We start from the raw sequence: 23,013 nt of genomic DNA on the forward strand, positions 1-23,013 counted from the left end.
ATCGAACGGGACAGGTCCATGGACGCTCCGTCGGCTTCTGCCATCGTGCAGCTCGAGGGTGTGCGCAAGAGTTTCGGCGCCGTGCGCGCGCTCGCCGGCGTCGACCTCGACGTGCGGGCTGGCGAATGCCTTGGCCTCGTCGGCCACAATGGGGCCGGCAAGTCGACATTGATGCAGGTGCTCGCCGGTACGCTCGCCGCCGACGAGGGTCGGCTCGTGGTCGCGGGCGACGACATCACCGCGAGCGCCGGCGTGGCTGCGGCCCGGGCACACGGCGTCGTCTGCGTTTTCCAGGAACTGTCGCTGTGCCCCAACCTGACGGTGGCCGAGAACGCCCGCGTCATGCACCGCGCCTTCCGGGGCTTCGGCTGGCGCAAGCGCGCCGGCGCGGCCATGGCGGCCATGCTCGACGACATCTTCCCGCGCCACGGCATCGATCCGGCGGACGTGGTGGCGGACCTTTCCATCGCCCGTCGGCAGATGGTGGAGATCGCCCGCGCCTTCCTCGTCACCGACGAGCCGCTGCGCCTCGTCATCCTCGACGAACCGACCTCCTCGCTCGACCAGGTGGTGGCCGAGCAGCTCATGGCCTTCGTGCGCCGCTTCGTCGCCCGGGGCGGCAGCGTCATCCTCATCTCGCACCTGCTCGGCGAAATTCTCGCGACCAGCGACCGTGTCGTGGTCATGAAGGACGGACGCGTCGTCGAGACCCGCCCTGCCCGCGACTTCACGCGCGATAGCCTCGTCGCCGCCATGGGCTCCGTCGCGGCACGGGAGGATGAAAAGCGGGCGGCGGCGGCGCAGCGGGCGGGCGAGGTCGTGGTCGAGGCGCGTCCCGCGCGGCAGGCGGACGGGCGGAGCCTTCGCGCGCGCCGGGGTGAGATCGTCGGCCTCGCCGGGCTTGCCGGCCACGGCCAGACCGATCTTCTCGTGCGCATCAATGCCGCGGCTCAGGGGCGCGAGCCGCACGCGCGCGTTGCCGGCGCGGTCGCCTTCGTCGCCGGCGACCGCCAGTCGGATGGCGTGTTCCCGCTGTGGAGCATCGCGGAGAACATCACGATACGGTCCCTCGGGGGCCTGCGCCGGTTCGGGCTCATCGACCGTGCGGCGGAGGCGCGCATGGCCGAGGAATGGCGCCAGCGTATCGCCATCCGCACGCCCGACATGGGCAACGGCATCCTCTCGCTCTCCGGCGGCAACCAGCAGAAGGCGCTGTTCGCGCGGGCGCTCGCCTCTGATGCCGGCATCGTGCTGATGGACGATCCCATGCGCGGTGTCGATGTCGGCACCAAGCAGGAAGTCTACGGCATGATCCGGGCGGAGGCGGCGCGCGGGCGCACCTTCCTCTGGTACACGACGGAGTTCGACGAATTGCGCCACTGCGACCGCGTCTACGTCTTCCGCGCCGGCGCCATCGTCGCCGAACTGGCCGCCAACGAGATCACGGAAGAACGGGTGCTGCAGTCGTCCTTCGCCGAGGAGGCGGCATGAACGCTCTGATGCCTTCGCCGCGCCTCGTCAGGGCGGCGCTGCCAGCCCTGTCGCTCGCGGCGCTCCTCGTCGCCATCTGGTTCGTGCAGCCGCGGGCCATCAGCTATTTCGGCTTCAACCTGATGCTGAACCTCGCGATGCCGATCGCCTTCGCGACCATCGCGCAGCTCTGCGTCATCACGGTCAACGACCTCGATCTCTCCATCGGCGCCTTCGTCAGCTTCGTCGCCTGCGTCGGCGCCACCTGGCTCAATGCGACCCCGCTTCTCGGGGTCGCGGTGCTCCTCGGCGCGGTCGTCGTCTATGCCCTCGTCGGCGCGCTGATCCACCTGCGCAACCTGCCGTCGATCGTGGTCACGCTCGGCATGTCCTTCTTCTGGCTGGGCTGCTCGGTGCTGCTCCTGCCTTCGCCGGGCGGCAGCGCGCCGGCCTGGCTCGCGGCGCTCGTGAAGGTCAGGACGCCCCTGGTGCCGTTCGCCATCCTCGTCAGCGCCGCCCTGGCGCTCGTCGTCCATGTCGGCCTCATGCGCTCGGCCTGGGGGGCGATCCTGCGCGGGGCGGGCGGCAATCCGGTGGCGGTGGCGCGGGCCGGCTGGTCGCTGCTGCGCACCAAGGTGACGATGTTTGCGCTCGCCGGCTTCTTCGGCGTCCTCAGCGGCCTGTCGCTCGTCGGCCTCACCACCTCGGCGGACGCCAACATCGCCATCCGCTACACGCTCCTGTCCATCGCCGGCGTCATCCTCGGCGGGGGCGAGTTCGTCGGCGGGCGCGTCTCGCCCGTCGGCGCGGTCCTCGGCGCCATGACGCTGACGCTCGCGGGCTCGCTCCTGTCCTTCCTGCGCATCTCGCCCGACTGGCAGATCGGCGCCCAGGGCGCCATCCTCATCGTCGTCCTGGCGCTGCGCGCCCTCGTCAACCGGCTCGAGCGGAGGCGCTGATGCGGCAAAGCGCCTTCTCCCGCCTCGCCGACTGGTCCGCTGAGCGGCCCTGGCTGTGGTCCTTCGTCGGCGCGGGCCTCATCTTCCTCGCGACGACCGCCTTCACCAGCGGCAAGGGCGGCGGCGACGTGCTGACGGCGGCGCTCACCTTCGCCACCTTCTACGTCATCGTCGGCATCGGCCAGATGTTCGTCATCACGACGGGACCCGGCAATGTCGACCTGTCGATCCCCGCCAATATCGCGCTCGCCGGGGCCGTGGCCATGAAGGTGATGGACGGCAGCAACGCGATGATCGTGCCGGGGCTCGCCGCCGTCGCCGCCGTCGGGCTCGCCATCGGCTGCTTCAATTTCGCGCTGATCCGCATCCTCTCCATCCCGCCCATCATCGCGACGCTGTCGGCGAGCTTCCTCGTGCAGTCGACGGCGATCGCCTATGGCCGCGGCCTGCGCATCAAGCCGCCGCCGATCTTCGCCGAGCTTGCGACGGGGCGCGTTCTCGGCGTGCCGATCCTCGCCATCATCGCCATCCTGGTCGCGGCGGCGATGGCACTCGTGCTGCGCCGCACGGTCTACGGCCGCTCGGTGCTCGCCATCGGGCAGAATGCGCGGGCGGCGGGGCTCGCCGGCATCCGCGTCGCGCGCGTGCGCTTCGCCACCTATGTCCTCAGCGCCGTCTTCGCGAGCTTCTGCGGGGCGCTGCTCGCCGGCTTTTCGGGCGGGGCCTCGCTCAACATGGGCGAGGAGTTCCTGCTCGCCTCCATTGCGGTCGTCGTCATCGGGGGCACCTCGGTCGCCGGCGGCTTCTCCAACGTGCCGGGCATCTGGGGCGCGTCACTGTTTCTCTACCTGCTCGTGACCATGCTCAACACCTTCGGCGTCGGGGCCGGCGTCCGCCTCATCCTCACCGGCCTCATCATCATCGCCGTCATCGCCCTGTCGGGCGGGCGCCGGCCGGGCCGCGGCTAGATCACACAAGCGCGGTGATGGCGAGCGCCCCGCGCACGGCGGCGTCCTCGGGACCCATGACGACCGCGAGCCCGCTCGCCTCGGCGGCGCGGCGGTAGAGATCGACGAGGTCGTCGTCGCCGACGACGGCGACCGTGTCACCGGCCCTGCACCAGCCGCCGCGCTCGGCCTCGACGAATTCCCAGCCGATGACGAGGCCGGAGAGGTAGTCGACCATCTCGCCCGGCGTGATCTTTCCGGCGAGCCACCCCGTGCGGACGGAAAAGAGGCGGGTCAGGAGACCGCCGGCGTCCGGCTGCGCGTCGCGCGCTGCGGCGAGGCCGCGCGCGAAAGCCTGGCGGTCGGGGACGGCGGGCCGCGCCGCGACCTTGGCGAGGAAGGAGTGGCGCGACAGGGTCGCGAAGATCTCGCCGGTCACGAAGGTCTGGAAGCGTTCGATGCGCCCCCCGGCGATGCGCGCCCATTTGGCGTGGGTGCCCGGCAGGACGACGGTCATGTCACGCCCGAGGCCGAAGCCGACGAGTTGTGTCTCCTCGCCCCGCATGACATCCGGATAGGGCCGGGCCGCCCGATGGGTGAGCCCGGGCAGGAAAGTGACGGTGTCGCCCCCTTCGAGTTCGAGGCGCCGTGCCGCGGCCGCGAGATCCGCCGGACTCGCCGGCGTCGGCACGTAAGGCATCTCCAACCAGCCGTTGCGGCTGCCGATCATGCCGGCGGCGACGATGGACAAGGGGCCACGTCGTTGCCGCCACGGTGTGAGGGTGCGCGCAAGGAGCCCGGAGAAATCGCCGTCCACCATCGACTGGATACCTTGCGGCGTCTCGATGCGCTCACTCTCTTCTCCGTCCGGGCCGATCAGCAGGGCGCGGAATTGCGCCGGTCCCCAATCGAGGACGACGTTGGGCTCACTCTTCGGCTCACGTTTCGCGGCGTCAGCGCCCATTCCAGGACCTCCTCCCGTCTCTCTTGGTTGACACTGCTTAGCACCCGGACATATGATCCACAATAAGCAACAAATGATCCAATATATGGATCGAATGGGAGTAGCGCTGTGCTGAGGGGTATCCTGCCTGTCCTGCCGACGCCGTTCCGGGCCGATGGCGCCATCGACGAAGCCGCCATGCGCCGCCTCGTCGCCTTCGCGCTGCGGAGCGGGGTGGACGGGGTCGTCTTCCCGGGCTTCGCCAGCGAGGTGGAGAGCCTCTCCGGCGAGGAGCGGCGGCGTCTCCTTGCCGTTGTCGTCGATGCCGTTGCAGGGCACGTCCCGGTCGTCGCGGGGGCGAGCGCAGCTTCGCTCGAAGAGACGATCGCCCATTGCCGGGATGCGCTGGCTGCCGGCGTCGGCAGCGTGATGATCCAGGCGCCGCGGGGCATCGGCGCGGACCGCGAGGCGGTCACCGCCTTCTTTCGCGGCGTCGCCGAGGCAGTGCCGGGCCCCGAGATCGTCCTGCAGAACGCGCCGGCCCCGCGCGGCTCGGATCTCGACCCGCGAACGATCCTCGCGGTCGTGCGGGATGTGCCGGCGGTGCGCTGGGTCAAGGAGGAGACGCTGCCCTCCGGTCCGGCCATCACCGCGATCCTCGCCGAGGCGCCGGCGCATCTGGCTGGCGTCATCGGTGGCGGCGGCGCGCGCTACATCCTCGACGAATATGCCCGCGGCGCCTGCGGCGCCATGCCGGCGCTGGAGCTCGCGGACCTGCACGTGGCGCTCGACCGTGCCTGGCAGGCGGGGGACCGCATCCGCGCCCGCAGCCTCTACATGCGCAGCCTGCCGCTCCTCGCCCTGCAGGCGCTCTATCGCATGCGCCTGACGAAACACGTGCTGACCCGGCGCGGCGTCCTCGACAACGCCGAGGTGCGCGCGCCGACGCCGGAGCTCGACCCGTGGAGCACGGCCGATATCGACGGCTGGTTCGAGGAGGTGACGGATCTTCTCACCGTCATGCTGCCAGCGGCGGCTGAAGCCGTGGGAGCGCGCTGATGGCCGAGCGCGTCGCTTCCGTCACCGCCCACACCATCACCCTGCCGCGGGAGACGCCCTATCTCGGCGCGCTGCGGCCGGGAGAGGAGACGAGCGCACGCGGCTACATCGTGCGCAAGGGCAACCGCACGGTCTATCCCACCGTCGATCGCAGCGTCGTCCTGCGCATCGAGACGACGGGCGGGGCCGTCGGCTGGGGCGAGACCTACGGCATCGTCGCGCCGGGCACGGTGCTGGCGCTGGTGGAAGACCTGCTCGGTCCCTTCGTCGTCGGACGCGACCCGCTCGACGCGGCCGTCATCCACGACGACCTCTACGACCTCATGCGCGTGCGCGGCTATACCGGCGGCTTCTATCTCGATGCGCTCGCCGCCATCGACATCGCGCTGTGGGACCTTGCCGGCAAGCTCGCCGGCCTGCCCCTCGTCAAGCTGCTCGGCGGCCAGCGGCGCGAGCGCATCCCGGCCTATGTCTCCGGCCTGCCGGAGCGAACGCGCGCCGCCCGTGCGGATCTCGCCGCGCATTGGCAGAAGAGGGGATTTTCCTCCTTCAAGTTCGCCGCGCCGGTCGCCGACGATGGCCTGGCGAGGGAAATGGCGACGCTGCGCGAGCGCCTCGGCGAGGAGGCGCGCATCGCCTGCGACATGCACTGGGCCCATACGGCGGAGGAGGCGATCCGCCTCATCCGGGCCATGGAGCCGCACGACCTGTGGTTCGCCGAGGCGCCGGTGCATACGGAGGACGTTGCCGGTCTCGCCCGCGTCGCCGCGCAGGTGTCGACGACGATCGCGGCCGGCGAGGAGTGGCGCACGGTCTTTGATCTCGTGCCGCGCGTCGAGCGCCGGGCCTGCGGCATCGTCCAGCCGGAGATGGGCCACACCGGCGTGACCGAGTTCATGCGCATCGGCGGCTATGCTGAGGCGCATCACCTCAAGGTCATTCCCCACGCGACCATCGGCATCGGGCTGTTCCTCGCGGCGAGCCTGCACGCGAGCGCGGCGCTCGCCGCCGTCGACTGCCACGAGTTCCAGCATTCCATCTTCGAGCCCAACCGCCGCCTGCTCACCGGCGACATGGACTGCGCGGACGGGTTCTACACCCTGCCGACGGGGCCGGGGCTCGGCGTCGAGCCGTCCAGCGAGGCACTCGACCTGTTGCGATCATAAGAAACAGACCCAAGGCGACCACGGGAGGAAGCCATGCATCTGACGAAGAGACTGAAAGCCCTGGGCCTTGCCGCGGCGGCCGGCGCCCTTCTGGCGACCGGCACCATCGTCCCCGCCGCGGCCGACACGACCCTGAAATTCGTCTCCTGGCAGAAGGACGAGCGGGGCGTCGGCGACTGGTGGGGTGCGCTCATCAAGGCCTTCGAGGAGAAGCACCCGGGCGTCAAGATCGAGTGGACGAAGGTCGAGCGCGGCGCCTATTCGGATACGATGACGACGCTGTTCGCCGGCGGCTCGCCGCCGGACATCGTCCATCTCGCCTCCTTCGAGTTCCAGAAATTCGCCGACAACGGCTGGCTGGAGAACCTCGATCCCTGGATCGAGAAGGCGAAGCTCAACCTCGACGGCTGGGCCGGCCAGAAGACCTGCGAATGGCAGGGCGACACCGTCTGCATCATGATGCTCTATTTCGGCTACGTCATGGGCTACAACGAGGAGCTCTTGCAGAAGGAGGGGCTCGCCGTTCCCAGGACCTGGGATGAGTTCATCGCCGCGGCCCGCAAGACCACGAAGGATCTCAACGGCGACGGCATCCTCGACCAGTTCGGCACCGGCCACGAGACCAAGGGCGGCGGCGGGCAGTATCTCTCCGAGATGCTGAACTATGTCCTCGATGCCGGCGGGCGCTGGACCGACGCCAACGGCAAGGTGACCATCGACACGCCGGAGATGGTCGAGGGCCTCACCCGCTGGAAGGCGGTGGTGAAGGATAACCTCACGCCGCGCGACCTCTCGGCGGGCGAGGTGCGCCAGCTCTTCGCCGACGGCAAGATCGCCATGAAGTTCGACGGCCCCTGGCTCTATCCCATCATGCAGAAGGGGGCGGCCAAGGATAAGCTGAAGCTCGCCATGGTGCCCTTCGATCCGCCGGTCGGCGGCTCGTCCAACGTGCTCGGCATGGCGAGCGAGATCTCCGACGACCGCAAGGCGCTCGTGTGGGACTTCATCGCCCTCGCGACCTCGGACGACTTCCAGACGAAATACGCCACCATGGCCGCCTCGACGCCACCGAGCCCGCGGGCCGACGTCTCGGGCGCCAAGGGCGAGACGCCGCATTTCGACCTGCTCGTCGAGGCGGCCCAGGCGGCCGCCAAGGCAGGCGTCGACCGCATCCCGACCGGGCTCGAGATCCAGTACAACGAATTCGCCAAGATGGTCATGGAAGAGGCCCAGCGCATGATCATCCAGGACCTCGACCCCAAGGCCGTCGCCGCGACGATGCAGGCGAAGGCCGAGGCGATCCAGAAACAGTAAAGGCCTCAGGTCGAGCACCGGCCCGCCGGCCTCGCCGGCGGGCTCCCGCACCCCGGGCGCGGTGAGAAGGTTATCGTCATGTCCACGCAGTCCATCCCCGCGCAGCCGCTTGCCGCCCGCGCGCCGGGCCGTCGTCGCCGCTTCGGCCTCGATCTCGCGCGTCCCAGCCGGCGGCACTGGCTCGGCTATCTCCTGCTCGCGCCGGCCGTGCTGCTGATCGCGCTCATCATCGTCTATCCGCTCTTCATCTCGCTCGATCTGTCGTTCCAGAACGTCGGCATCGCCCGGCTCGACCAGCCGCGGCGGCCCTTCACGCTGGCGAATTACGAGCGCCTCTTCACCTCGGCCGAGTTCTGGATGGCCTGCTGGGTGACGTTCAAGCTGCTCGTCATCGTCACCGGCGCCTGTTTCGTGCTCGGGCTCGCGACGGCGCTGCTGGTCAACAACAGGTTCCGCGGCCGCAGCATCGCCCGGCTCTTCGTCGCCCTGCCGTGGGCCGTGCCGGAGGTGATCGCCGTCGTCATCTTCGCCTGGATCTTCGATTCCTCCTTCGGGCTGATGAACTGGCTCTTCATCACGCTCGGGCTGACGAGCCAGACGATCAACTGGTTTTCGGACCCCGACGCCGCCTTCGCCGTGGTGGCGATCACCATGATCTGGAAGGGCTATCCCTTCGTCTCCATCATGGCGCTCGCCGGCCTGCAGTCGATCCCGGAGGATTTCTACAATGCGGCGAAGGTGGACGGGGCCAATGCCTGGCAGCGCTTCACCAACATCACCATCCCGACGCTGATGCCGGTGCTCGGCGTCACCATCGTGCTCGTCATGCTGTGGGTGTTCCGCGACTTCTCCATCATCTACGTGCTGACCGGCGGCGGGCCGCTCAAGGCGACGCAGACGCTGTCGATCATGACCTACGAGCAGGCCTTCGGCTTCTTCAAGATGGGCTACGCCTCGGCCGTGGGCATCGTCACGCTCGTCCTGTGCGTGCTGGCGAGCCTTCTCATGGTCGGCCGCCGCGCCGAAGCCATGTACTGAGGAGGCGGCGATGAAGCTCCGGTCCTCGCGCATCGCGCTCTATCTCGGCGTCGCCGCCACCTGCGCCGTGCTGCTGTTCCCGATCTACTGGCTGTTCGTGACGGCCATCTCGCCGCCGGCGGACCTGCGCTCGCTGCCGCCGCGCTTCTGGCCGGACGTGCCGCAATGGCAGGTCTTCTCGCGGATCGCCGAGGAGCGGCCGATGCTCCTGTGGCTGACCAACTCGACGCTCGCGGCGCTCGGCTCGGTCGCCCTGTCGATGACAGTATCGGTCTTTGCCGGCTACGCGCTGTCGCGCTTCAGGGTGCGCGGCGGCCAGTCCCTCGGCCTCTTCATCCTCACGGCGAAGATGCTGCCGGCGACGCTGCTCGTCATCCCGCTCTTCGGCATCTTCCGCTCTGTCGGGCTCATCGGCAGCCTCTGGTCGGTGGTGCTCGCCCACGCGACGCTGATCGTGCCCTTCACCACCTGGATGCTGAAGGGCTATTTCGACACCATCCCGCGCGAGCTCGAGCAGGCGGCGATGGTCGACGGCTGCTCGCCGCTCGGCGCGCTCTTCCGCGTCATCCTGCCCGTGGCGACGCCGGGGCTCGCGGCCACCGCCCTCTACGGCTTCGTGCTGTCCTGGTCGGACTATGCCTATGCCCGCACCTTCCTGACCAATGCCCAGCAGAGCTGGACGGCCAACCTCGGCATCACGACCATGAAGGGCGAATACGTCACCGACTGGAACGAGATCTCGGCCGCGGCGGTCTTCGTCGCCCTGCCCATCCTCGTCATCTACCTCTTCCTCGAACGCTATCTCGTCGGCGGCCTGACCGCCGGCGCGGAGAAGTAATCCGGAGCAGCGATTTATGGCCGGTATCCGCATCGAGAACGTCCGCAAGTCCTACGGCGCCGTCACGGTGCTCAGGGACTTCAATCTCGACATTGCCGACGGCGAGTTCGTCGTCTTCGTCGGTCCGTCGGGCTGCGGCAAGTCGACCATGCTGAAGATCCTCGCCGGCCTCGAGGAGGCGAGCGGCGGCCGCGTCCTCATCGGCGAGCGGGACGTGACGGACCTCGCGCCCGGCGACCGCGACATCGCCATGGTGTTCCAGAACTACGCGCTCTATCCCCACCTCACCGTCGCCCGCAACATGGGCTTCGGCCTCAAGATGCGCGGCATGGACCGGGGCGAGATCGACCGGCGCGTGAAGGAGGCGGCGAAGATCCTCGCCGTCGACCACCTGCTCGACCGGCGGCCGAAGGAGCTCTCCGGCGGCCAGCGCCAGCGCGTCGCCCTCGGCCGCGCCATCGTGCGCGAGCCGCAGGCCTTCCTCATGGACGAGCCGCTCTCGAACCTCGACGCGAAGCTCAGGGTGCACATGCGCGCCGAGATCAGCGCCCTGCACAAGCGCCTCGGCGTCACCACCATCTACGTCACCCACGACCAGATCGAGGCCATGACGATGGCCGACCGCATCGTCATCATGCGTGACGGGGAGATCCAGCAGATCGCCGATCCCGACACCATGTTCGCCCGGCCCGAGAATCTCTTCGTCGCCGGCTTCATCGGCTCGCCCGGCATGAACTTCCTGCTCGGCAACGTTACCGCCGACGAGCGCGGCGCGCGCGTCAGCCTCTTCGGGCAGGACGTCTCCCTGCCGGTGCCGCTCGCGGCGGTGCCCGGCATCGCCGGCCGGCCGGTCATCCTCGGCCTGCGTCCCGAGCACATCGGGCCGGCGCACGGCCCCGTCTCCTTCGCCGTGAGGCCGCGGCTGGTCGAGAGCCTGGGGAGCGAGAAATACATCTATGTCGACCTGCCGCACGAGAACCGCGGCGCACCGGCGGACGCCAAGGGCGCCGACGACGAGCGCCGGGGCGACGCCCTCATCGCCCGGCTGGTCGATGCCGGCGCGGTGGCCACGGGCGAGCCCATCACCTTGTCCTTCGACCCGGCGCGCCTGCACGTCTTCGACGCCGACACGCACCGGGCCATCCGCTGAGGTTTCGCCATGAGCATCGTCCCATGAGGATCCTCCGATGAGCATCGTCGTCACCGGCAGTGCCGGCCGTATCGGATCGCGGGTCGCGCGCCGCCTCCTCGACGAAGGCGAGGCGGTCGTCGGCTTCGACCTGCGCCCGGCCGGCATCGATCATCCCCGCTACCGCGAGGTCATCGGCGCCTTTTCGGACCCGGCCGCCGCACGGCAGGCGGCGGAGGGCGCTAAGGCCGTTCTTCATCTCGGCGCCTTGATGTCGTGGCGGCGCGAGGATGCCGACAGACTCTGGGAGGCGAACGTCACCGGCACGCGCATGGTGGCCGAGGCGGCCGCGGCCGCCGGCTGCCGGCGTTTCGTCTTCGCCTCGTCCGGCGAGGTCTATCCCGAGAACGTGCCGGCCTATCAGCCCATCGACGAGGACCATCCGCTTGCGCCCCGCACGCCCTACGGCCTCACCAAGCTCCTCGGCGAGGAGATCGTGCGCTTTCTCGGCCGCACGGGCGCCATGGAGACGGTGATCCTGCGCTTCTCGCACACGCAGGATGCGGCCGAGCTGCTCGATCCCGACAGCTTCTTCTCCGGTCCGCGCTTCTTCCTGCACCCCAAGATCCGCCAGCAGGAGGCCTTCGGCAACGCGGCGGCGGTCGCGGCGCTCGAGGCGGTGGACGACGGGCGCGAGGCGCTCGTCCTGTCGCGCAACGAGAACGGCCGGCCCTTCGCCATGCACATCACCGACACGCGCGACATGGTGGAGGGCATCCTGCTCGCCTTGCGCCATCCGGCCGCGGCCAGGGAGGTCTTCAACCTCGGGGCGAGCGAGCCGGTTGACTTCGCGCGCGCCCTGCCGCTCATGGCCGAACGCACGGGCCTGCCTCTGCGCGAGGTCAACCTGCCGGGGCCGGGCGTCCACTATCGGACGGCCAACCGCAAGATCCGGGAACGACTGGGATTTACGCCGACATGGACCATCGAGCGCATGATCGACGAGGCGGTCGCGGCGCGCAGCGCGCGGCAGCGGTCGTAAGGCCGGAGGAGCGGGACGTCCCCACCGGCGCGGCCGCACTCGCCAAGGGGCTCTACCTGCTCGAGGTCATCGGCGAAGCGGAGACGCCGCCGCGCTTCAAGGACCTGCAGGCGGCGACCGGCCTGCCCAAGGGCACGCTGGCGCGCATGCTCAACACCCTCGTCCTCTTCCGCCTCGTGCGGCACGAGGAGAGTGACAGCACCTATCGGCTCGGCCACCGGCTCTTCGAGCTGGCGCACCGGGTGTGGGAATCCTTCGACCTGCGCGGGGCGGCCGCTCCGGTCCTCGACCGCCTGGCCGACGAGATCGCCGAGACGGTGGCCATCGCCACCATCGATGCGGACGAGGTGCTCTATATCGACCAGCGCAGCCGCGGCGGTGCCTTCGGCTTTCGCATCGAGGTCGGCCGCCGGGCGCCGCTCCATTGCACGGCGGGCGGCAAGGCGCTCCTCGCCTTCGCCGCACCGCACGAGCAGCGGGCGCTCCTCGACCGCATCCGGCTCACCCGGCACACGGCGAACACCATCGCCGACGAGGCGGCGCTGACGGCGGAGCTCGCGCTGATCCGCGCCCGCGGCTATGCGATCTCGGTGTCCGAGCATGTCGAGGGCGTCTCCTCCGCCGCCGCGCCCATCTTCGACCATACCGGCAAGGCGATCGCGGTGATGGGCGTCTTCGGCCCGAGCGCGCGCCTTCCCAACGACCGCCTGCACGTGCTCGGCCGCGATCTCATGGCGGCGGCGCGGCAGGTCTCGGGCAATGTCGGCGCCGCGCCCATGAACATCACCTCCCAGCTCGGTCCCGGCCACGGCGCTGATCCCGCCGTCGCGTGCGTCCTGCCGTGGGGCGCCCATCTCGCCGAGGGGCCGGTATGGATCGCCGGGCACGAGCGGCTCTACTGGGTCGACATCCTCGCTCCCTCGGCGAACCGCTTCGACCCGGTGACGGGCGAGAACGAGGAACTGCGCCTGCCGCAGCTCATCAGCGCGCTCCTGCCGCGCCGTGGCGGGGGCCTCGTGGCCCTCACGCAGACGGGCCTCGTCGGTCTCGACTTCGCGACGGGCGCGACGACGCCGCTCGTCGACCCCGAGGCGGACATTCCTGACAACCGCTTCAACGACGGCAAGTGCGACCGGCGGGGGCGGCTGTGGGCAGGCAGCATGCGCCTCGACGCGAGCCGCACCTCGGGCTCGCTCTATGTCATCGAGAAGGACCTTTCCTGGCGGCGCGTCTCCTCCGGCTATACCGCCGCCAACGGGCTCGACTGGAGCCCGGACGGGCGCACGCTCTATTTCGTCGATTCCGTGCCCGGCCGGATCTATGCCTTCGATTGCGATCCCGAGACGGGCACGGTCGAGAACCGGCGCGTCTTCGCCGAGGTGCCGCCCGAGGAGGGGAGGCCGGACGGGCTTGCCGTCGACAGCGACGGCTTCGTCTGGTGCGCTTTGTGGGACGGCTGGCGCGTGCGCCGCTATGCGCCCGACGGGCGGATCGACCGGGACGTCGGCCTGCCCGTGCCGCGGCCGACGAGCGTCGCCTTCGGCGGCGCCGACCTGAAGACACTCTTTATCACCTCCGCGCGCGTGCGCCTGCCCTCGCGCGTGCTCACCGAGGCGCCGTTCTCGGGCGGGCTCTTCGCGCTGCCGGTCGCCGTGCCGGGCCTGCCCACGGCGGCTTTTGCGGGATGAGCGCGCTCTACCCTGATCTCGCCGGCCGCGTCGCGCTCGTCACCGGCGGCGCGGACGGCATCGGCCGGGCAACCGTCATGGCGCTCGCGCGCCAGGGCGCCCGCTGCCTCGTGCTCGACATCGATGCGGACAAGGGCGAGCGGCTCGTGGCCGAGGCGCCGGGCGTCGTCTTCCGCCGGGCGGACCTGCGCGACGTCGCGGCGACGGTTGCCGCGATCCGGGACGGCGAGCAGGCGACCGGCCCCGTCGCGCTCCTCGTCAACAACGCCGGCCATGACGAGCGCCATGCCTTCACCGAGGTGACGCCGGACTATTGGGACGACCGCCTCGCCGTGAACCTGCGCCACTTCATGTTCGTCACCCAGGCGGTGGCACCGGGCCTGCGCGCCGGCCGCGGCGCGGTCGTCAACCTCGCCTCCACCTCCTGGATGCAGGGCGCGGTCAACCTCATCGCCTATACGACGGCGAAATCGGCCGTCATCGGCTTCACGCGCTCGCTGGCGCGTGAACTCGGGCCGGGCGGCGTGCGCGTCAACGCCGTCACGCCCGGCTGGGTGATGACGGAGCGTCAGCGCGCCGCCGCGACCGCCGAGCGGCTCGCCCGTGCGGCCGAGCGCCAGGCGCTGCCCGGCGAGATCCTGCCCGAGGACGTCGCGGCGATGATCGTCTTCCTCCTGTCGGGCGAGGCACGCATGTGCACGGGCCAGAACTTCATCGTCGACGCCGGCGTGGTGTAGGGGGCGCGGGGCCGCAAAAATTTCGACGTCCAAGGGACGAATTCGGTCGGCGGCTCCGTATATGGAGCTGATGACGTCGCAACGGTCCCGCTTCGACACCCTCGGACAGCTCACGGCGCTGCGCCGCTATGCGCGGTCGCTGACGCGCGATGATGTCGCTGCCGAGGACCTCGTGCACGATACCTTGCTGCGCGCCTACGAGCGGCGCGGCAGCTTCGAGGCCGGCCGCGGCTTGCGCGCATGGCTGTTCTCCATCCTCCACAACCTTTTCGTGGACGGGCAGCGGGCCCGGCGGGCGGACGAGCGCCGCAAGGCGCTCGTGGCCGATCTCCATCCCGAGCACCAGCCGGCGGTCCAGGACCAGCAGCTGCGCCTCGCCCAGCTGCGCCGCGCCTTCATGGACCTGCCCGACGAGCAGCGCGCGGCGCTTCACCTCGTCGCCATCGAGGGCATGAGCTTCGCCGAAGCCGCGAAAGCCCTCGGCATTCCCTCCGGCACGCTGATGTCGCGCCTTGCCCGGGCGCGCGCGGCGCTCCGGGCACTCGAGGAGGGGGAAGCCGGCGCCCGTCGGGGCAAGGCGCCAGACCTCAAAATCGTAGGAGGATCCGATGGACCGTCCCATTGATCCGATCACCGAGGCCGATCTCGAGGCCTATGTCGAGGACCAGTTGCCCGTGGCCCGCCGGATCGAGGTGGAAGCGCACCTCGTCCGGCATCCGGACGAGGCGGTCCGCGTGATCACGGACCTCAAGATCCGCGACGAGTTGCGGTTGGCCCTCGCCGGGCCGCCCTATGTTGGGCGCAGCGCGACGGCCGAAGCGGCCCTGCGGCTGGAGCGGGGGCTGTCGCGCGACCGTTTCCTGCGCCAGCTGCGCAAGGTGGCGGCTGTCGCCGTCCTCGTTGGGACCGGCTGGCTCGCCCACGCCGAGTTCGGTGCCCTGCGCGTCGGCGAGGTCGTCGCCTCGGCGATCCCGCCAGCCTATGTGGTGGATGCCATGCAGGCACACCGCACGGCCGAGGTACGCGCCGGCATGGCGTCGCAGCCCGCCGTACCGCGCTACGACCCGGCCGAGATCCGCTCGGCGACGGCGATCGGCCTGCCGCCCCTGCCCGAGGGCTGGTCCGTCGCTGACGTGCAGATCTTCCCCTCCACCTTCGGGCCGAGCGTCGAGATGGCGATCCGCACCGAGGCGCTCGGGACGGTGTCGCTCTTTGCCGTGCGACCGGGCGCCTTCGATGTCGTGCCGGCGACGGTCGCTCACCACGGCGATCTCGCCGCCGCCTACTGGCAGATGGGCGAGGTCGCCTATGCGCTCGTGGCGCGCGCCGATTCCAAGGAACTCGACCGGGCCGCCGACCGGCTGGTCCGAGCCCTCTACTGAGTGCAAACCCAAGCAACTGATCCACCCCAGGAGAACCAAGCGATGAACATGCCGAACTATGGCTACGGCTGGCAGGCGGGCGGTGCCCGCGTCGATCGGGCACTCTTCGACGAGGGCCTGCGCCAGCACATGCTGCGCGTCTACAACTACATGGCCCTCGGCCTCGTGCTGACGGGCGTCGTCGCCTTCATCGTTGGCACGACGCCGGCGCTCTACGTGCCGATCTTCTCGACGCCGCTCAAGTGGGTGGTGATGCTGGCGCCGCTCGCCTTCGTTCTGTTCTTCTCCTTCCGCATCCAGACCATGTCGGCGGCCGGCGCGCAGGGCCTGTTCTGGGCCTTCTGCGGCGTCATGGGCCTGTCGCTCGCCTCGATCTTCCTCGTCTTCACCGGCACGAGCATCGCCCGCACCTTCTTCATCGCTGCCGCGATGTTCGGCGCGACGAGCCTCTACGGCTACACGACGCGGCGGGACCTGTCGCAGTTCGGCTCGTTCCTGATCATGGGCCTCATCGGCGTGATCATCGCGAGCATCGTCAACCTGTTCCTCGGATCGAGCGCGCTGCAGTTCGCCATCTCGGTCATCGGCATCCTCGTCTTCGTCGGCCTGACCGCGTGGGACACGCAGGCGATCAAGGAGCGCTATGCCGAGAACTTCGATGCGGAATCGCAGCAGAAGCTCGCTGTCTTCGGCGCTTTCTCGCTCTATCTCAATTTCGTCAACATCTTCCAGCTGCTGTTGAATTTCACCGGCGAGCGGGAAGGCTGAATTCGTTCGAGCAACGGAGCTTCGTGACAATGGACAATCAGGACCGGCAGGCCATCGAGGGTTTGTTCGCCCGCCTCGGCGAGGTCGAGCGCCAGGCGGGCCCGCGGGATCAGGCGGCCGAGAGCTTCATCCGCGAGCGCATGGCGCAGCAGCCGGGGGCGCCCTATTTCATGGCCCAGACCATCGTGATGCAGGACTACGCCCTGCGGGAGGCGCAGCGGCGCATCGAGGAGCTGGAGCGCCAGGCGTCGCGCCCGGCCGGCGGCCTCTTGTCGGGCCTCTTCGGCGGCGGGCAGACGAGCCGCGCCGGTTCCGTTCCGCCGATGCCGCGCAGTGCGGCCGCCCCGGGCGGCGTGGCGCCTGCAGCGGTGCCGCCGGCGGGGATGCAGCCCGGCCGCGGTGGCGGCTTCCTCGCCGGCGCGGCGCAGACCGCCATGGGTGTCGCCGGCGGCGTCCTGCTGGGCAATGCCATCGCCGGCATGTTCGGCGGCAACGAGGCCCAGGCTGCCGAGGCTACGACGCCGGAGGCGGAGCCCGAGCCAGCGGCGGACGAGGGTGGCGGCTTCTTCGATGGCTTCTTCGGGGGCGACGAGGAGATCTGAGCGGAGCCGCAGGAACCTGCCGTGAAGAACGAGGGGCCGGCGCAAGCCGGCCCTTTTCATTCGGAGGCCGGTTTTTCCACGCCGATCTCATCCAGCAACCAGTTGCGGAAGGTCGCCATGGCCGTCGTGTCGCTGCGCGACTGCAGCCGCGTCAGCCAGTAGCGGCCGGTCGCCACGGTGACGGGGAAGGGCTGTCGCAGGGCACCTGTTTCGAGATGCCGCGCGAACATGAGCGGCGGGGCGAGCGCGATGCCGAAACCCTGCAGGGCGGCTTCCATCATGGCGAGGGAGGAATCGAAGACGACGCTCTCGGGCACGGCCGGGCCGGCCCCGACGCCCGCGGCGGCGAGCCATTGCGGCCATTCATCGCTGCGGTAGGAGCGCAGCAGCCGGTGCGCGAGCACATCCTCCGGCTTTGTCAGGCACCGGGCGACCTCCGGCGCGCACAGAACGGACAGGGGAGCCTCCAGCAGCGGCAGGGCATCGATGCCGTGCCAGGCGCCTTGGCCGAAGCGGATGGCGTAGTCGAGGCCCTCGGCGGCGATGTCGACGCGGTTGTTGTTGGTGGAGAGGCGCAGGTCGACGAAGGGATGGCGCGCGCGGAAGGCGTCGAGCCGCGGCAGCAGCCAGCCGACGGCGAAGGTTCCGACTGCGCCCACGGTCAGCACCTCGCGGCCGCCGCCCTCGAAACGCTCCAGTGCCGTGGCGATGCGGTCGAACGAGCCCTGCAGCACCGGCAGCAGGGTCTCGCCCTCGCTCGTCAGCATCAGGCCGCGGGGCAGGCGGATAAAGAGCGTCGCATCGAGCTGCGCCTCCAGCTGTTTCACCTGATGGCTCACCGCTGCCTGCGTGACCCGCAGCTCGATGGCGGCCTTGGTGAAGCTCAGGTGGCGGGCCGACGCCTCGAAGGCGCGCAAGGCATTGAGTGGCAGATAGCGGCGGACCATGGCGGCCCCAAATTTTCTAATGGCTCCCCCGAGATATTATCGTTTGCGAGAGACGGTCATGGAATTGTATTTCGACTATCCCGCGCGCGATTAATCATACAAAGGCGATTAATCTGCGAGAAAGGCATGTGATTTATAGGAGCATAATCGATGAAAATCAAATATATCGTATCCATATACATCATGTGCTCGTCCATTTTTCTTGCGACAGCGGGCGCTTGTGCGGCAGAACTGGATAGAGGCTTGCTGAAGGCCATCGTCGACGTTGCCATCGAGCCGGTCATGAGAGAGCATGCCGTTCCCGGCATGGCCGTCGGCCTCACGGTGGACGGGAAGCATTACTTTTTCAACTATGGCGTGGCGTCGAAGGAAAGCGGGCATCCGGTAACGAAGACGACGCTGTTCGAGGTCGGCTCGGTCAGCAAGCTCTTCGCGGGGCTGGTGGGTGCCTGGGGCGCCGTGGAGGGCGAAGTCTCGCTCACGGCGCCGGCGAGCAGCTACATGCCGGCGCTGCGCGGCTCCAGCTTCGACAGGATCACCCTGTTGCAGCTCGCCACCTACACGGCCGGGGGCCTGCCGTTGCAGTTCCCGCCCGAGGTCAGGGACGAGGCGAGCATGGTCTCCTACTTCCGCAGCTGGAAGCCCGCCTATCCGGCGGGAGCGCAGCGGGTCTACTCGAACCCGAGCATCGGCCTTTTCGGCCATCTCGCCGCTGCCGGCATGGGCCGCTCCTACGAGGACATCCTTGAAGCCACGATTCTGCCCAGCCTCGGTATGGCGAGCACCCATGTCCGCGTGCCGCCGGAGCGCATGGCAGACTATGCCTTCGGCTACACGAGGGAAGGCAAGCCGCGGCGCATTTCCCTCGACGTGCTCGGTGCGGCGGCCTACGGCGTGCGGACGAGCGCGGCCGATCTCCTGAAGTTTCTCGACGCCAACATCGCGCCGCCGCAGGACGCGCGGCTGCGCCGGGCCATCGCCGCGACGCAGACGGGCTATGTCCGCGTCGGCGAGATGACCCAAGGCCTCGGCTGGGAGCGATACGACTATCCCGTGTCGCTCGAGACGCTGGTCGCCGGCAACACACCGCAGGCGAGCGGCAAGGGGAAGGCCGCCACCTGGCTCGTTCCGCCCGCGCTGCCACGGCCGGACGTGTTACTCAACAAGACCGGGTCCACCAACGGCTTCGGCGCCTATGTCGCCGTCGTGCCGGGCAGGCGCCTCGGCATCGTGCTCCTCGCCAACCGGTTCTATCCTAACCCCGACCGCGTCCGTGCCGCGCACGCCATCCTAAGCGCCGTGGCGGACGGCGCGGCGCGATAGGGAAGAGGCGATGGATGCCGGCCGAGGGGCGGCGAGCCCGTCGACCGGTGGCCTACTGGCCCGCACTGAAGAAGGCCAGCCGCGTCAGCAACGTGTAGTCCGCCTCGACGGCCATGGCGGCGAGGAAGGCGAGAATGGCGCCGATCGGCACGAGGATGGCATAGACGAGGGCGAGCCGCTCCCATGCCATGTGCATGAAAACGGCCACGATGAGCCCCGCTTTCAGCATCATGAAGGTCAGGATCAGCGAATAGCGCAGCGTCCCCGTGAGGTGGAAGTAGTCTACGAGATAGGAGAAGGCGCTCAGCACGAAGAGCCAGCCCCAAACGACGAGATAGAGCCGGATGGGGTGGGCCTTGACGACGATGCGGTGAGCCGCGTCGCTGCGGGCGATCTCACTCATGGCGTCCTCCTCACCAGAGGTAGAAGAAGGCGAAGATGAAGACCCAGACGAGATCGACGAAGTGCCAGTAGAGGCCCATGATCTCGACGGCTTCGTAGCGTCCCTTGCGGCCTGTGAAGAAGCCCGGCCGTCCGTGGTCGAAATCGCCGCGGATGACCTTGCGGGCGACGATCAGCAGAAAGATGACGCCGATGGTCACGTGCGTGCCGTGGAAACCCGTGATCATGAAGAAGGCGGAGCCGAACTGCGCCGCCCCCCACGGGTTGCCCCAGGGCCTGACCCCCTCGCTGATGAGCTTCGTCCATTCGAAGGCCTGCATGCCGACGAAGGTGGCGCCGAGGAGGGCGGTCACCACCAGAAGCGCCGCCGTCGGCCGGCGCTGGCGGCGGTAGCCGTAGTTCACCGCCATGGCCATGGTACCGCTGCTCGAGATGAGCACGAAAGTCATGATGGCGATGAGGATGAGCGGCAGATGATGCCCGGCGATCTCGAGGGCGAAGACCTCGCTGGCATTGGGCCAGGGCTCGGCGGTCGACATGCGCGCGGTCATGTAGCCGATGAGGAAGGTGCCGAAGATGAAGGTATCGCTGAGGAGGAAGATCCACATCATGGCCTTCCCCCACGACACGTTGCGGAAGGCGCGCTGATCGGCGGAGAAGTCGGTGACGATCGTCGCCAGGCCGCTCTCGGGTTCGCGGGTGCGATGCTCGGTGAACGCGGTGTTCATCGCGCCTTCCTTTCACGACAGCAACTGGCGGCAGACGGCGAGGAAATCCCCCGCCCAGCCGGTGATGACGGCGAAGAGGACGAGCCAGACGAGGGCGAGGAAATGCCAATAGAGCGCACAGAGCTCGACGGGCAGCTGCGCCGCCGCGGCATCGGGGCTGCGCCAGAGCTTCACCGTCACGGCGACGAGCGCCACGAGCCCGCCGAGGATGTGCGCGCCATGCAGGCCGGTGAGCACGTAGAAGAAGGAATTGGCGGCATTGTCCGCCAGCCGGTAGCCCGAGCCCGCGAGTTCGTCCCAGGCGATGAGCTGGCCGCCGAGGAAGGCTGAGCCGAAGCCCGTGGCGGCGAGGAGCCCGTCGAGCGCGCGCTCCTTCTCGCCGCGCCGGGCCGACCGGACGGCCCAGACGAGGGCGGCGCTGGCGAGGAGGATGAGCAGGGTGGTCACCCACAGGATGCGCGGCACCGGCAGGGCCGACCAGTCGGCCAGCTGCATGCGCATGGTGTAGGCGCTGAGAAACAGCGAGAACAGGGCGCCGACGACGGCGAGGAAGACGCCGAGCCCCACCTTGGCGGCCGGCATGTGCGCGAGGCCGCCGGTGTCCTCGACGATACCGGCCGCCAGCCACGGCCGGCTCATCAGCCGCTGGCCGTACAGCCACCAGGCTGCGAGCGCGGCAAGGAGGACGAGGAAGGCGACAGCCGCGGTCACGACATGCCTCCCGGCGCGGGTCGGGGCCCCAATGGCACGGCCTCCGGCGGCATGTTCTGCGGAATGAAGTCCTGGGCGACGCCGGGCACGTTGTAGTCATAGGCCCAGCGGTAGACGGTGGGCTGTTCCCTGCCCCAGTTGCCGTGCGGCGGCGGCGTTTCGGGCGTCTGCCATTCGAGGCTTGTCGCCCGCCACGGATTGCCGCCGGCTTCGCGCCCGTGCCGGATGCTCCAGATGAGGTTGAACAGGAAGAGGAGCTGTGCCGCCCCGACGACGAGGGCGAGGACGGTGATGTAGGCGTTGAGCATCTGCGCCGAGGCCGGGAAGAAGCTGGCTTCCCCCATCTCGTGGTAGCGCCGCGGCACGCCGAGGAGACCGAGATAGTGCATGGGGAAGAAGATGGCGTAGGTGCCGAGGAAGGTGATCCAGAAGTGCAGCTTGCCGAGTACTTCGTTCATCATCCGCCCGGTGACCTTGGGATACCAGTGGTAGATGGCGCCGAAGATGACGAGCACGGGCGCGATTCCCATCACCATGTGGAAATGCGCCACGACGAACATGGTGTCCGACAGGGGCACATCGACCACCACATTGCCGAGGAAGAGCCCAGACAGGCCGCCGTTGACGAAGGTGACGATGAAGCCGAGGGCAAAGAGCATCGGCACGGTGAGATGAATGTCGCCGCGCCACAGGGTCAAGATCCAGTTGTAGACCTTGATCGCTGTCGGCACGGCGATGATAAGGGTTGTCGTGGCGAAGAAGAAGCCGAACCACGGGTTCATGCCGCTGACGTACATGTGGTGCGCCCAGACGACGAAGCTGAGCGCGCCGATGGCGAGGATCGCCCACACCATCATGCGATAGCCGAAGATGTTGCGCCGCGCGTGCGTGGCGATGAGATCGGAGACGATGCCGAAGGCCGGCAGGGCAACGATATAGACCTCCGGGTGGCCGAAGAACCAGAACAGGTGCTGAAAGAGGATGGGGCTGCCGCCGCCGTAGTCGAGCCGCGTGCCGAGCTCGATGAGCGACGGCATGAAGAAGCTGGTGCCGAAGATCTTGTCGAACAGCATCATCACCGAGGCGACGAACAGGGCCGGGAAGGCGAGCAGCGCCATCACGCTCGCCGTGAAGATGCCCCAGACCGTCAGCGGCATGCGCATCAGCGTCATGCCCCGGGTGCGCCCCTGCAGCACCGTGACCACGTAGTTGAGGCCGCCCATGGTGAAGCCGGCGATGAACACGATGAGCGACACCAGCATCAGGATGATGCCGCTCTCCTGGCCGGGCGTGCCGGAAAGGATCGCCTGCGGTGGATAGAGCGTCCAGCCCGCCCCCGTCGGGCCGCCAGGGGCGAAGAAGCTGGCGAGGAGGATGACGACGGCGAGCAGGTAGAACCAGTAGCTCAGCATGTTGGCGTAGGGGAAGACCATGTCCCGCGCGCCGACCATGAGCGGGATGAGGTAATTGCCGAAGCCGCCGAGGAGCACTGCGGTGAGCACGTACACGATCATCATCATGCCGTGCATGGTGATGAGCTGGTAATAGGCGGCGGCGTCGATGAAGGCGAAGGTGCCGGGAAAGCCGAGCTGCAGGCGCATCAGCCACGACAGGAAGAGCGCGATGAAGCCGATCGCCAGCGCCGTCACCGTGTACTGGATGGAGATGGTCTTGGCGTCCTGGCTGAAGACGTATCGCGTCAGCCAGCTGTGCGGATGGTGGAGGGTGAGGTCCTCCACCTCGGTCGCTGCGGTTTCTGCCACCCTGTCGAGGGGAACGTCGGCCATCGCTTCAACCCTCCGCCCTTGCCCGGCCGCCGC

The 23,013-nt window shown here is 68.9% G+C and carries 23 protein-coding genes; 17 read left to right on the plus strand and 6 right to left on the minus strand.

The window, feature by feature from the left end:
- Positions 1 to 18: 18 nt before the first annotated feature.
- From P2T65_RS05390 to P2T65_RS05400, 3 genes are read left to right on the plus strand one after another with little or no spacing between them, the layout of a single operon-like run.
- Positions 19 to 1,491, plus strand: coding sequence for a sugar ABC transporter ATP-binding protein (locus tag P2T65_RS05390; RefSeq protein ID WP_276199356.1), 1,473 nt, complete (start codon positions 19 to 21; stop codon positions 1,489 to 1,491).
- A complete protein-coding gene (locus P2T65_RS05395) occupies positions 1,488 to 2,429 on the plus strand; it encodes an ABC transporter permease (protein ID WP_055458632.1) in 942 nt (313 codons plus the stop codon). Before P2T65_RS05390 ends, P2T65_RS05395 begins: the two co-directional genes overlap by 4 nt.
- Positions 2,429 to 3,397, plus strand: a complete 969-nt coding sequence (locus P2T65_RS05400; protein ID WP_055458631.1) for an ABC transporter permease — start codon at positions 2,429 to 2,431, stop codon at positions 3,395 to 3,397. The genes P2T65_RS05395 and P2T65_RS05400 overlap by 1 nt, the downstream gene beginning before the upstream one ends.
- Position 3,398: 1 nt before the next feature.
- On the opposite strand, the gene P2T65_RS05405 is transcribed toward P2T65_RS05400, so the two are convergent.
- The gene (locus P2T65_RS05405; protein ID WP_055458630.1) at positions 3,399 to 4,340 is read right to left on the minus strand and encodes a 2-dehydro-3-deoxygalactonokinase; all 942 of its coding nucleotides are present in this window, start codon (positions 4,338 to 4,340) and stop codon (positions 3,399 to 3,401) included.
- Positions 4,341 to 4,448: 108 nt separating this feature from the next.
- Between P2T65_RS05405 and P2T65_RS05410 the strand changes: the two genes are divergently transcribed.
- The 13 genes from P2T65_RS05410 to P2T65_RS05470 all read left to right on the plus strand — a co-directional run bounded on the left by P2T65_RS05410 (position 4,449) and on the right by P2T65_RS05470 (position 17,082).
- Positions 4,449 to 5,378 carry a dihydrodipicolinate synthase family protein gene (locus tag P2T65_RS05410; RefSeq protein ID WP_276199357.1) on the plus strand — a complete coding sequence of 310 codons (930 nt, stop codon included), beginning with the start codon at positions 4,449 to 4,451 and terminating at the stop codon, positions 5,376 to 5,378.
- Entirely contained in the window at positions 5,378 to 6,544 is a 1,167-nt protein-coding gene (locus P2T65_RS05415) for a mandelate racemase/muconate lactonizing enzyme family protein (protein WP_276199358.1), read from the plus strand. Before P2T65_RS05410 ends, P2T65_RS05415 begins: the two co-directional genes overlap by 1 nt.
- 51 nt (positions 6,545 to 6,595) lie before the next feature.
- On the plus strand, positions 6,596 to 7,858 hold the full coding sequence (locus tag P2T65_RS05420; RefSeq protein WP_198300638.1) for a sugar ABC transporter substrate-binding protein: 1,263 nt from the start codon (positions 6,596 to 6,598) through the stop codon (positions 7,856 to 7,858).
- A 78-nt stretch (positions 7,859 to 7,936) separates the two neighbouring features.
- Positions 7,937 to 8,896: a sugar ABC transporter permease gene (locus P2T65_RS05425; protein WP_019400526.1), complete on the plus strand. Its 960-nt coding sequence runs from the start codon at positions 7,937 to 7,939 to the stop codon at positions 8,894 to 8,896.
- Between the two features lie 10 nt (positions 8,897 to 8,906).
- Complete coding sequence (locus tag P2T65_RS05430; RefSeq protein ID WP_019400525.1) at positions 8,907 to 9,734, plus strand: carbohydrate ABC transporter permease; 828 nt, start codon at positions 8,907 to 8,909, stop codon at positions 9,732 to 9,734.
- A 16-nt stretch (positions 9,735 to 9,750) separates the two neighbouring features.
- On the plus strand, positions 9,751 to 10,884 hold the full coding sequence (locus P2T65_RS05435) for an ABC transporter ATP-binding protein (RefSeq protein ID WP_055458625.1): 1,134 nt from the start codon (positions 9,751 to 9,753) through the stop codon (positions 10,882 to 10,884).
- 37 nt (positions 10,885 to 10,921) lie between these two features.
- On the plus strand, positions 10,922 to 11,905 hold the full coding sequence (locus tag P2T65_RS05440; protein ID WP_276199359.1) for an NAD(P)-dependent oxidoreductase: 984 nt from the start codon (positions 10,922 to 10,924) through the stop codon (positions 11,903 to 11,905).
- Positions 11,842 to 13,593, plus strand: coding sequence for an SMP-30/gluconolactonase/LRE family protein (locus tag P2T65_RS05445; RefSeq protein ID WP_276199360.1), 1,752 nt, complete (start codon positions 11,842 to 11,844; stop codon positions 13,591 to 13,593). The genes P2T65_RS05440 and P2T65_RS05445 overlap by 64 nt, the downstream gene beginning before the upstream one ends.
- A complete protein-coding gene (locus P2T65_RS05450) occupies positions 13,590 to 14,330 on the plus strand; it encodes an SDR family oxidoreductase (RefSeq protein WP_019400521.1) in 741 nt (246 codons plus the stop codon). The genes P2T65_RS05445 and P2T65_RS05450 overlap by 4 nt, the downstream gene beginning before the upstream one ends.
- A 61-nt stretch (positions 14,331 to 14,391) precedes the next feature.
- Positions 14,392 to 14,955 carry a sigma-70 family RNA polymerase sigma factor gene (locus tag P2T65_RS05455; RefSeq protein WP_096335256.1) on the plus strand — a complete coding sequence of 188 codons (564 nt, stop codon included), beginning with the start codon at positions 14,392 to 14,394 and terminating at the stop codon, positions 14,953 to 14,955.
- A complete protein-coding gene (locus P2T65_RS05460) occupies positions 14,939 to 15,712 on the plus strand; it encodes an anti-sigma factor (RefSeq protein WP_055458621.1) in 774 nt (257 codons plus the stop codon). The genes P2T65_RS05455 and P2T65_RS05460 overlap by 17 nt, the downstream gene beginning before the upstream one ends.
- Positions 15,713 to 15,754: 42 nt before the next feature.
- Positions 15,755 to 16,480, plus strand: a complete 726-nt coding sequence (locus tag P2T65_RS05465; protein WP_019400518.1) for a Bax inhibitor-1 family protein — start codon at positions 15,755 to 15,757, stop codon at positions 16,478 to 16,480.
- Between the two features lie 29 nt (positions 16,481 to 16,509).
- On the plus strand, positions 16,510 to 17,082 hold the full coding sequence (locus tag P2T65_RS05470) for a DUF2076 domain-containing protein (protein ID WP_055458620.1): 573 nt from the start codon (positions 16,510 to 16,512) through the stop codon (positions 17,080 to 17,082).
- Positions 17,083 to 17,138: 56 nt separating this feature from the next.
- Here P2T65_RS05470 and P2T65_RS05475 read toward each other — a convergent pair whose 3' ends face one another.
- The gene (locus P2T65_RS05475; protein WP_276199361.1) at positions 17,139 to 18,029 is read right to left on the minus strand and encodes a LysR family transcriptional regulator; all 891 of its coding nucleotides are present in this window, start codon (positions 18,027 to 18,029) and stop codon (positions 17,139 to 17,141) included.
- 150 nt (positions 18,030 to 18,179) lie between these two features.
- On the opposite strand from P2T65_RS05475, the gene ampC reads away from it, so the two are divergent.
- Entirely contained in the window at positions 18,180 to 19,352 is a 1,173-nt protein-coding gene (gene ampC, locus P2T65_RS05480) for a class C beta-lactamase (RefSeq protein ID WP_276199362.1), read from the plus strand.
- 52 nt (positions 19,353 to 19,404) lie between these two features.
- Here ampC and P2T65_RS05485 read toward each other — a convergent pair whose 3' ends face one another.
- From P2T65_RS05485 to P2T65_RS05500, 4 genes are read right to left on the minus strand one after another with little or no spacing between them, the layout of a single operon-like run.
- Positions 19,405 to 19,755: a cytochrome C oxidase subunit IV family protein gene (locus P2T65_RS05485; protein ID WP_055458617.1), complete on the minus strand. Its 351-nt coding sequence runs from the start codon at positions 19,753 to 19,755 to the stop codon at positions 19,405 to 19,407.
- Between the two features lie 10 nt (positions 19,756 to 19,765).
- On the minus strand, positions 19,766 to 20,482 hold the full coding sequence (locus P2T65_RS05490; RefSeq protein ID WP_055458616.1) for a heme-copper oxidase subunit III family protein: 717 nt from the start codon (positions 20,480 to 20,482) through the stop codon (positions 19,766 to 19,768).
- Between the two features lie 12 nt (positions 20,483 to 20,494).
- Positions 20,495 to 21,193, minus strand: a complete 699-nt coding sequence (locus tag P2T65_RS05495) for a cytochrome c oxidase subunit 3 (protein ID WP_055458615.1) — start codon at positions 21,191 to 21,193, stop codon at positions 20,495 to 20,497.
- Positions 21,190 to 22,980, minus strand: a complete 1,791-nt coding sequence (locus P2T65_RS05500) for a cytochrome c oxidase subunit I (protein WP_276199363.1) — start codon at positions 22,978 to 22,980, stop codon at positions 21,190 to 21,192. The genes P2T65_RS05495 and P2T65_RS05500 overlap by 4 nt, the downstream gene beginning before the upstream one ends.
- Between the last annotated feature and the right edge of the window lie 33 nt (positions 22,981 to 23,013).

The organism is Chelatococcus sp. XZ-Ab1 (genome assembly GCF_029309855.1).
GTDB classification, from domain to species: Bacteria; Pseudomonadota; Alphaproteobacteria; order Rhizobiales; family Beijerinckiaceae; genus Chelatococcus_A; species Chelatococcus_A sambhunathii.

Excerpts from the sequence above, each read along its gene's own strand:
- P2T65_RS05415 (WP_276199358.1), top strand. The coding sequence starts at position 5,378 with ATGGCCGAGCGCGTCGCTTCCGTCACCGCCCACACCATCACCCTGCCG.
- P2T65_RS05455 (WP_096335256.1), top strand. The coding sequence starts at position 14,392 with ATGGAGCTGATGACGTCGCAACGGTCCCGCTTCGACACCCTCGGACAG.
- P2T65_RS05390 (WP_276199356.1), top strand. The coding sequence starts at position 19 with ATGGACGCTCCGTCGGCTTCTGCCATCGTGCAGCTCGAGGGTGTGCGC.
- ampC (WP_276199362.1), top strand. The coding sequence starts at position 18,180 with ATGAAAATCAAATATATCGTATCCATATACATCATGTGCTCGTCCATT.
- P2T65_RS05425 (WP_019400526.1), top strand. The coding sequence starts at position 7,937 with ATGTCCACGCAGTCCATCCCCGCGCAGCCGCTTGCCGCCCGCGCGCCG.
- P2T65_RS05500 (WP_276199363.1), bottom strand. The coding sequence starts at position 22,980 with ATGGCCGACGTTCCCCTCGACAGGGTGGCAGAAACCGCAGCGACCGAG.
- P2T65_RS05405 (WP_055458630.1), bottom strand. The coding sequence starts at position 4,340 with ATGGGCGCTGACGCCGCGAAACGTGAGCCGAAGAGTGAGCCCAACGTC.
- P2T65_RS05460 (WP_055458621.1), top strand. The coding sequence starts at position 14,939 with ATGGACCGTCCCATTGATCCGATCACCGAGGCCGATCTCGAGGCCTAT.
- P2T65_RS05475 (WP_276199361.1), bottom strand. The coding sequence starts at position 18,029 with ATGGTCCGCCGCTATCTGCCACTCAATGCCTTGCGCGCCTTCGAGGCG.
- P2T65_RS05440 (WP_276199359.1), top strand. The coding sequence starts at position 10,922 with ATGAGCATCGTCGTCACCGGCAGTGCCGGCCGTATCGGATCGCGGGTC.
- P2T65_RS05400 (WP_055458631.1), top strand. The coding sequence starts at position 2,429 with ATGCGGCAAAGCGCCTTCTCCCGCCTCGCCGACTGGTCCGCTGAGCGG.
- P2T65_RS05450 (WP_019400521.1), top strand. The coding sequence starts at position 13,590 with ATGAGCGCGCTCTACCCTGATCTCGCCGGCCGCGTCGCGCTCGTCACC.
- P2T65_RS05465 (WP_019400518.1), top strand. The coding sequence starts at position 15,755 with ATGAACATGCCGAACTATGGCTACGGCTGGCAGGCGGGCGGTGCCCGC.
- P2T65_RS05395 (WP_055458632.1), top strand. The coding sequence starts at position 1,488 with ATGAACGCTCTGATGCCTTCGCCGCGCCTCGTCAGGGCGGCGCTGCCA.
- P2T65_RS05435 (WP_055458625.1), top strand. The coding sequence starts at position 9,751 with ATGGCCGGTATCCGCATCGAGAACGTCCGCAAGTCCTACGGCGCCGTC.
- P2T65_RS05470 (WP_055458620.1), top strand. The coding sequence starts at position 16,510 with ATGGACAATCAGGACCGGCAGGCCATCGAGGGTTTGTTCGCCCGCCTC.
- P2T65_RS05445 (WP_276199360.1), top strand. The coding sequence starts at position 11,842 with ATGGACCATCGAGCGCATGATCGACGAGGCGGTCGCGGCGCGCAGCGC.
- P2T65_RS05430 (WP_019400525.1), top strand. The coding sequence starts at position 8,907 with ATGAAGCTCCGGTCCTCGCGCATCGCGCTCTATCTCGGCGTCGCCGCC.
- P2T65_RS05490 (WP_055458616.1), bottom strand. The coding sequence starts at position 20,482 with ATGAACACCGCGTTCACCGAGCATCGCACCCGCGAACCCGAGAGCGGC.
- P2T65_RS05485 (WP_055458617.1), bottom strand. The coding sequence starts at position 19,755 with ATGAGTGAGATCGCCCGCAGCGACGCGGCTCACCGCATCGTCGTCAAG.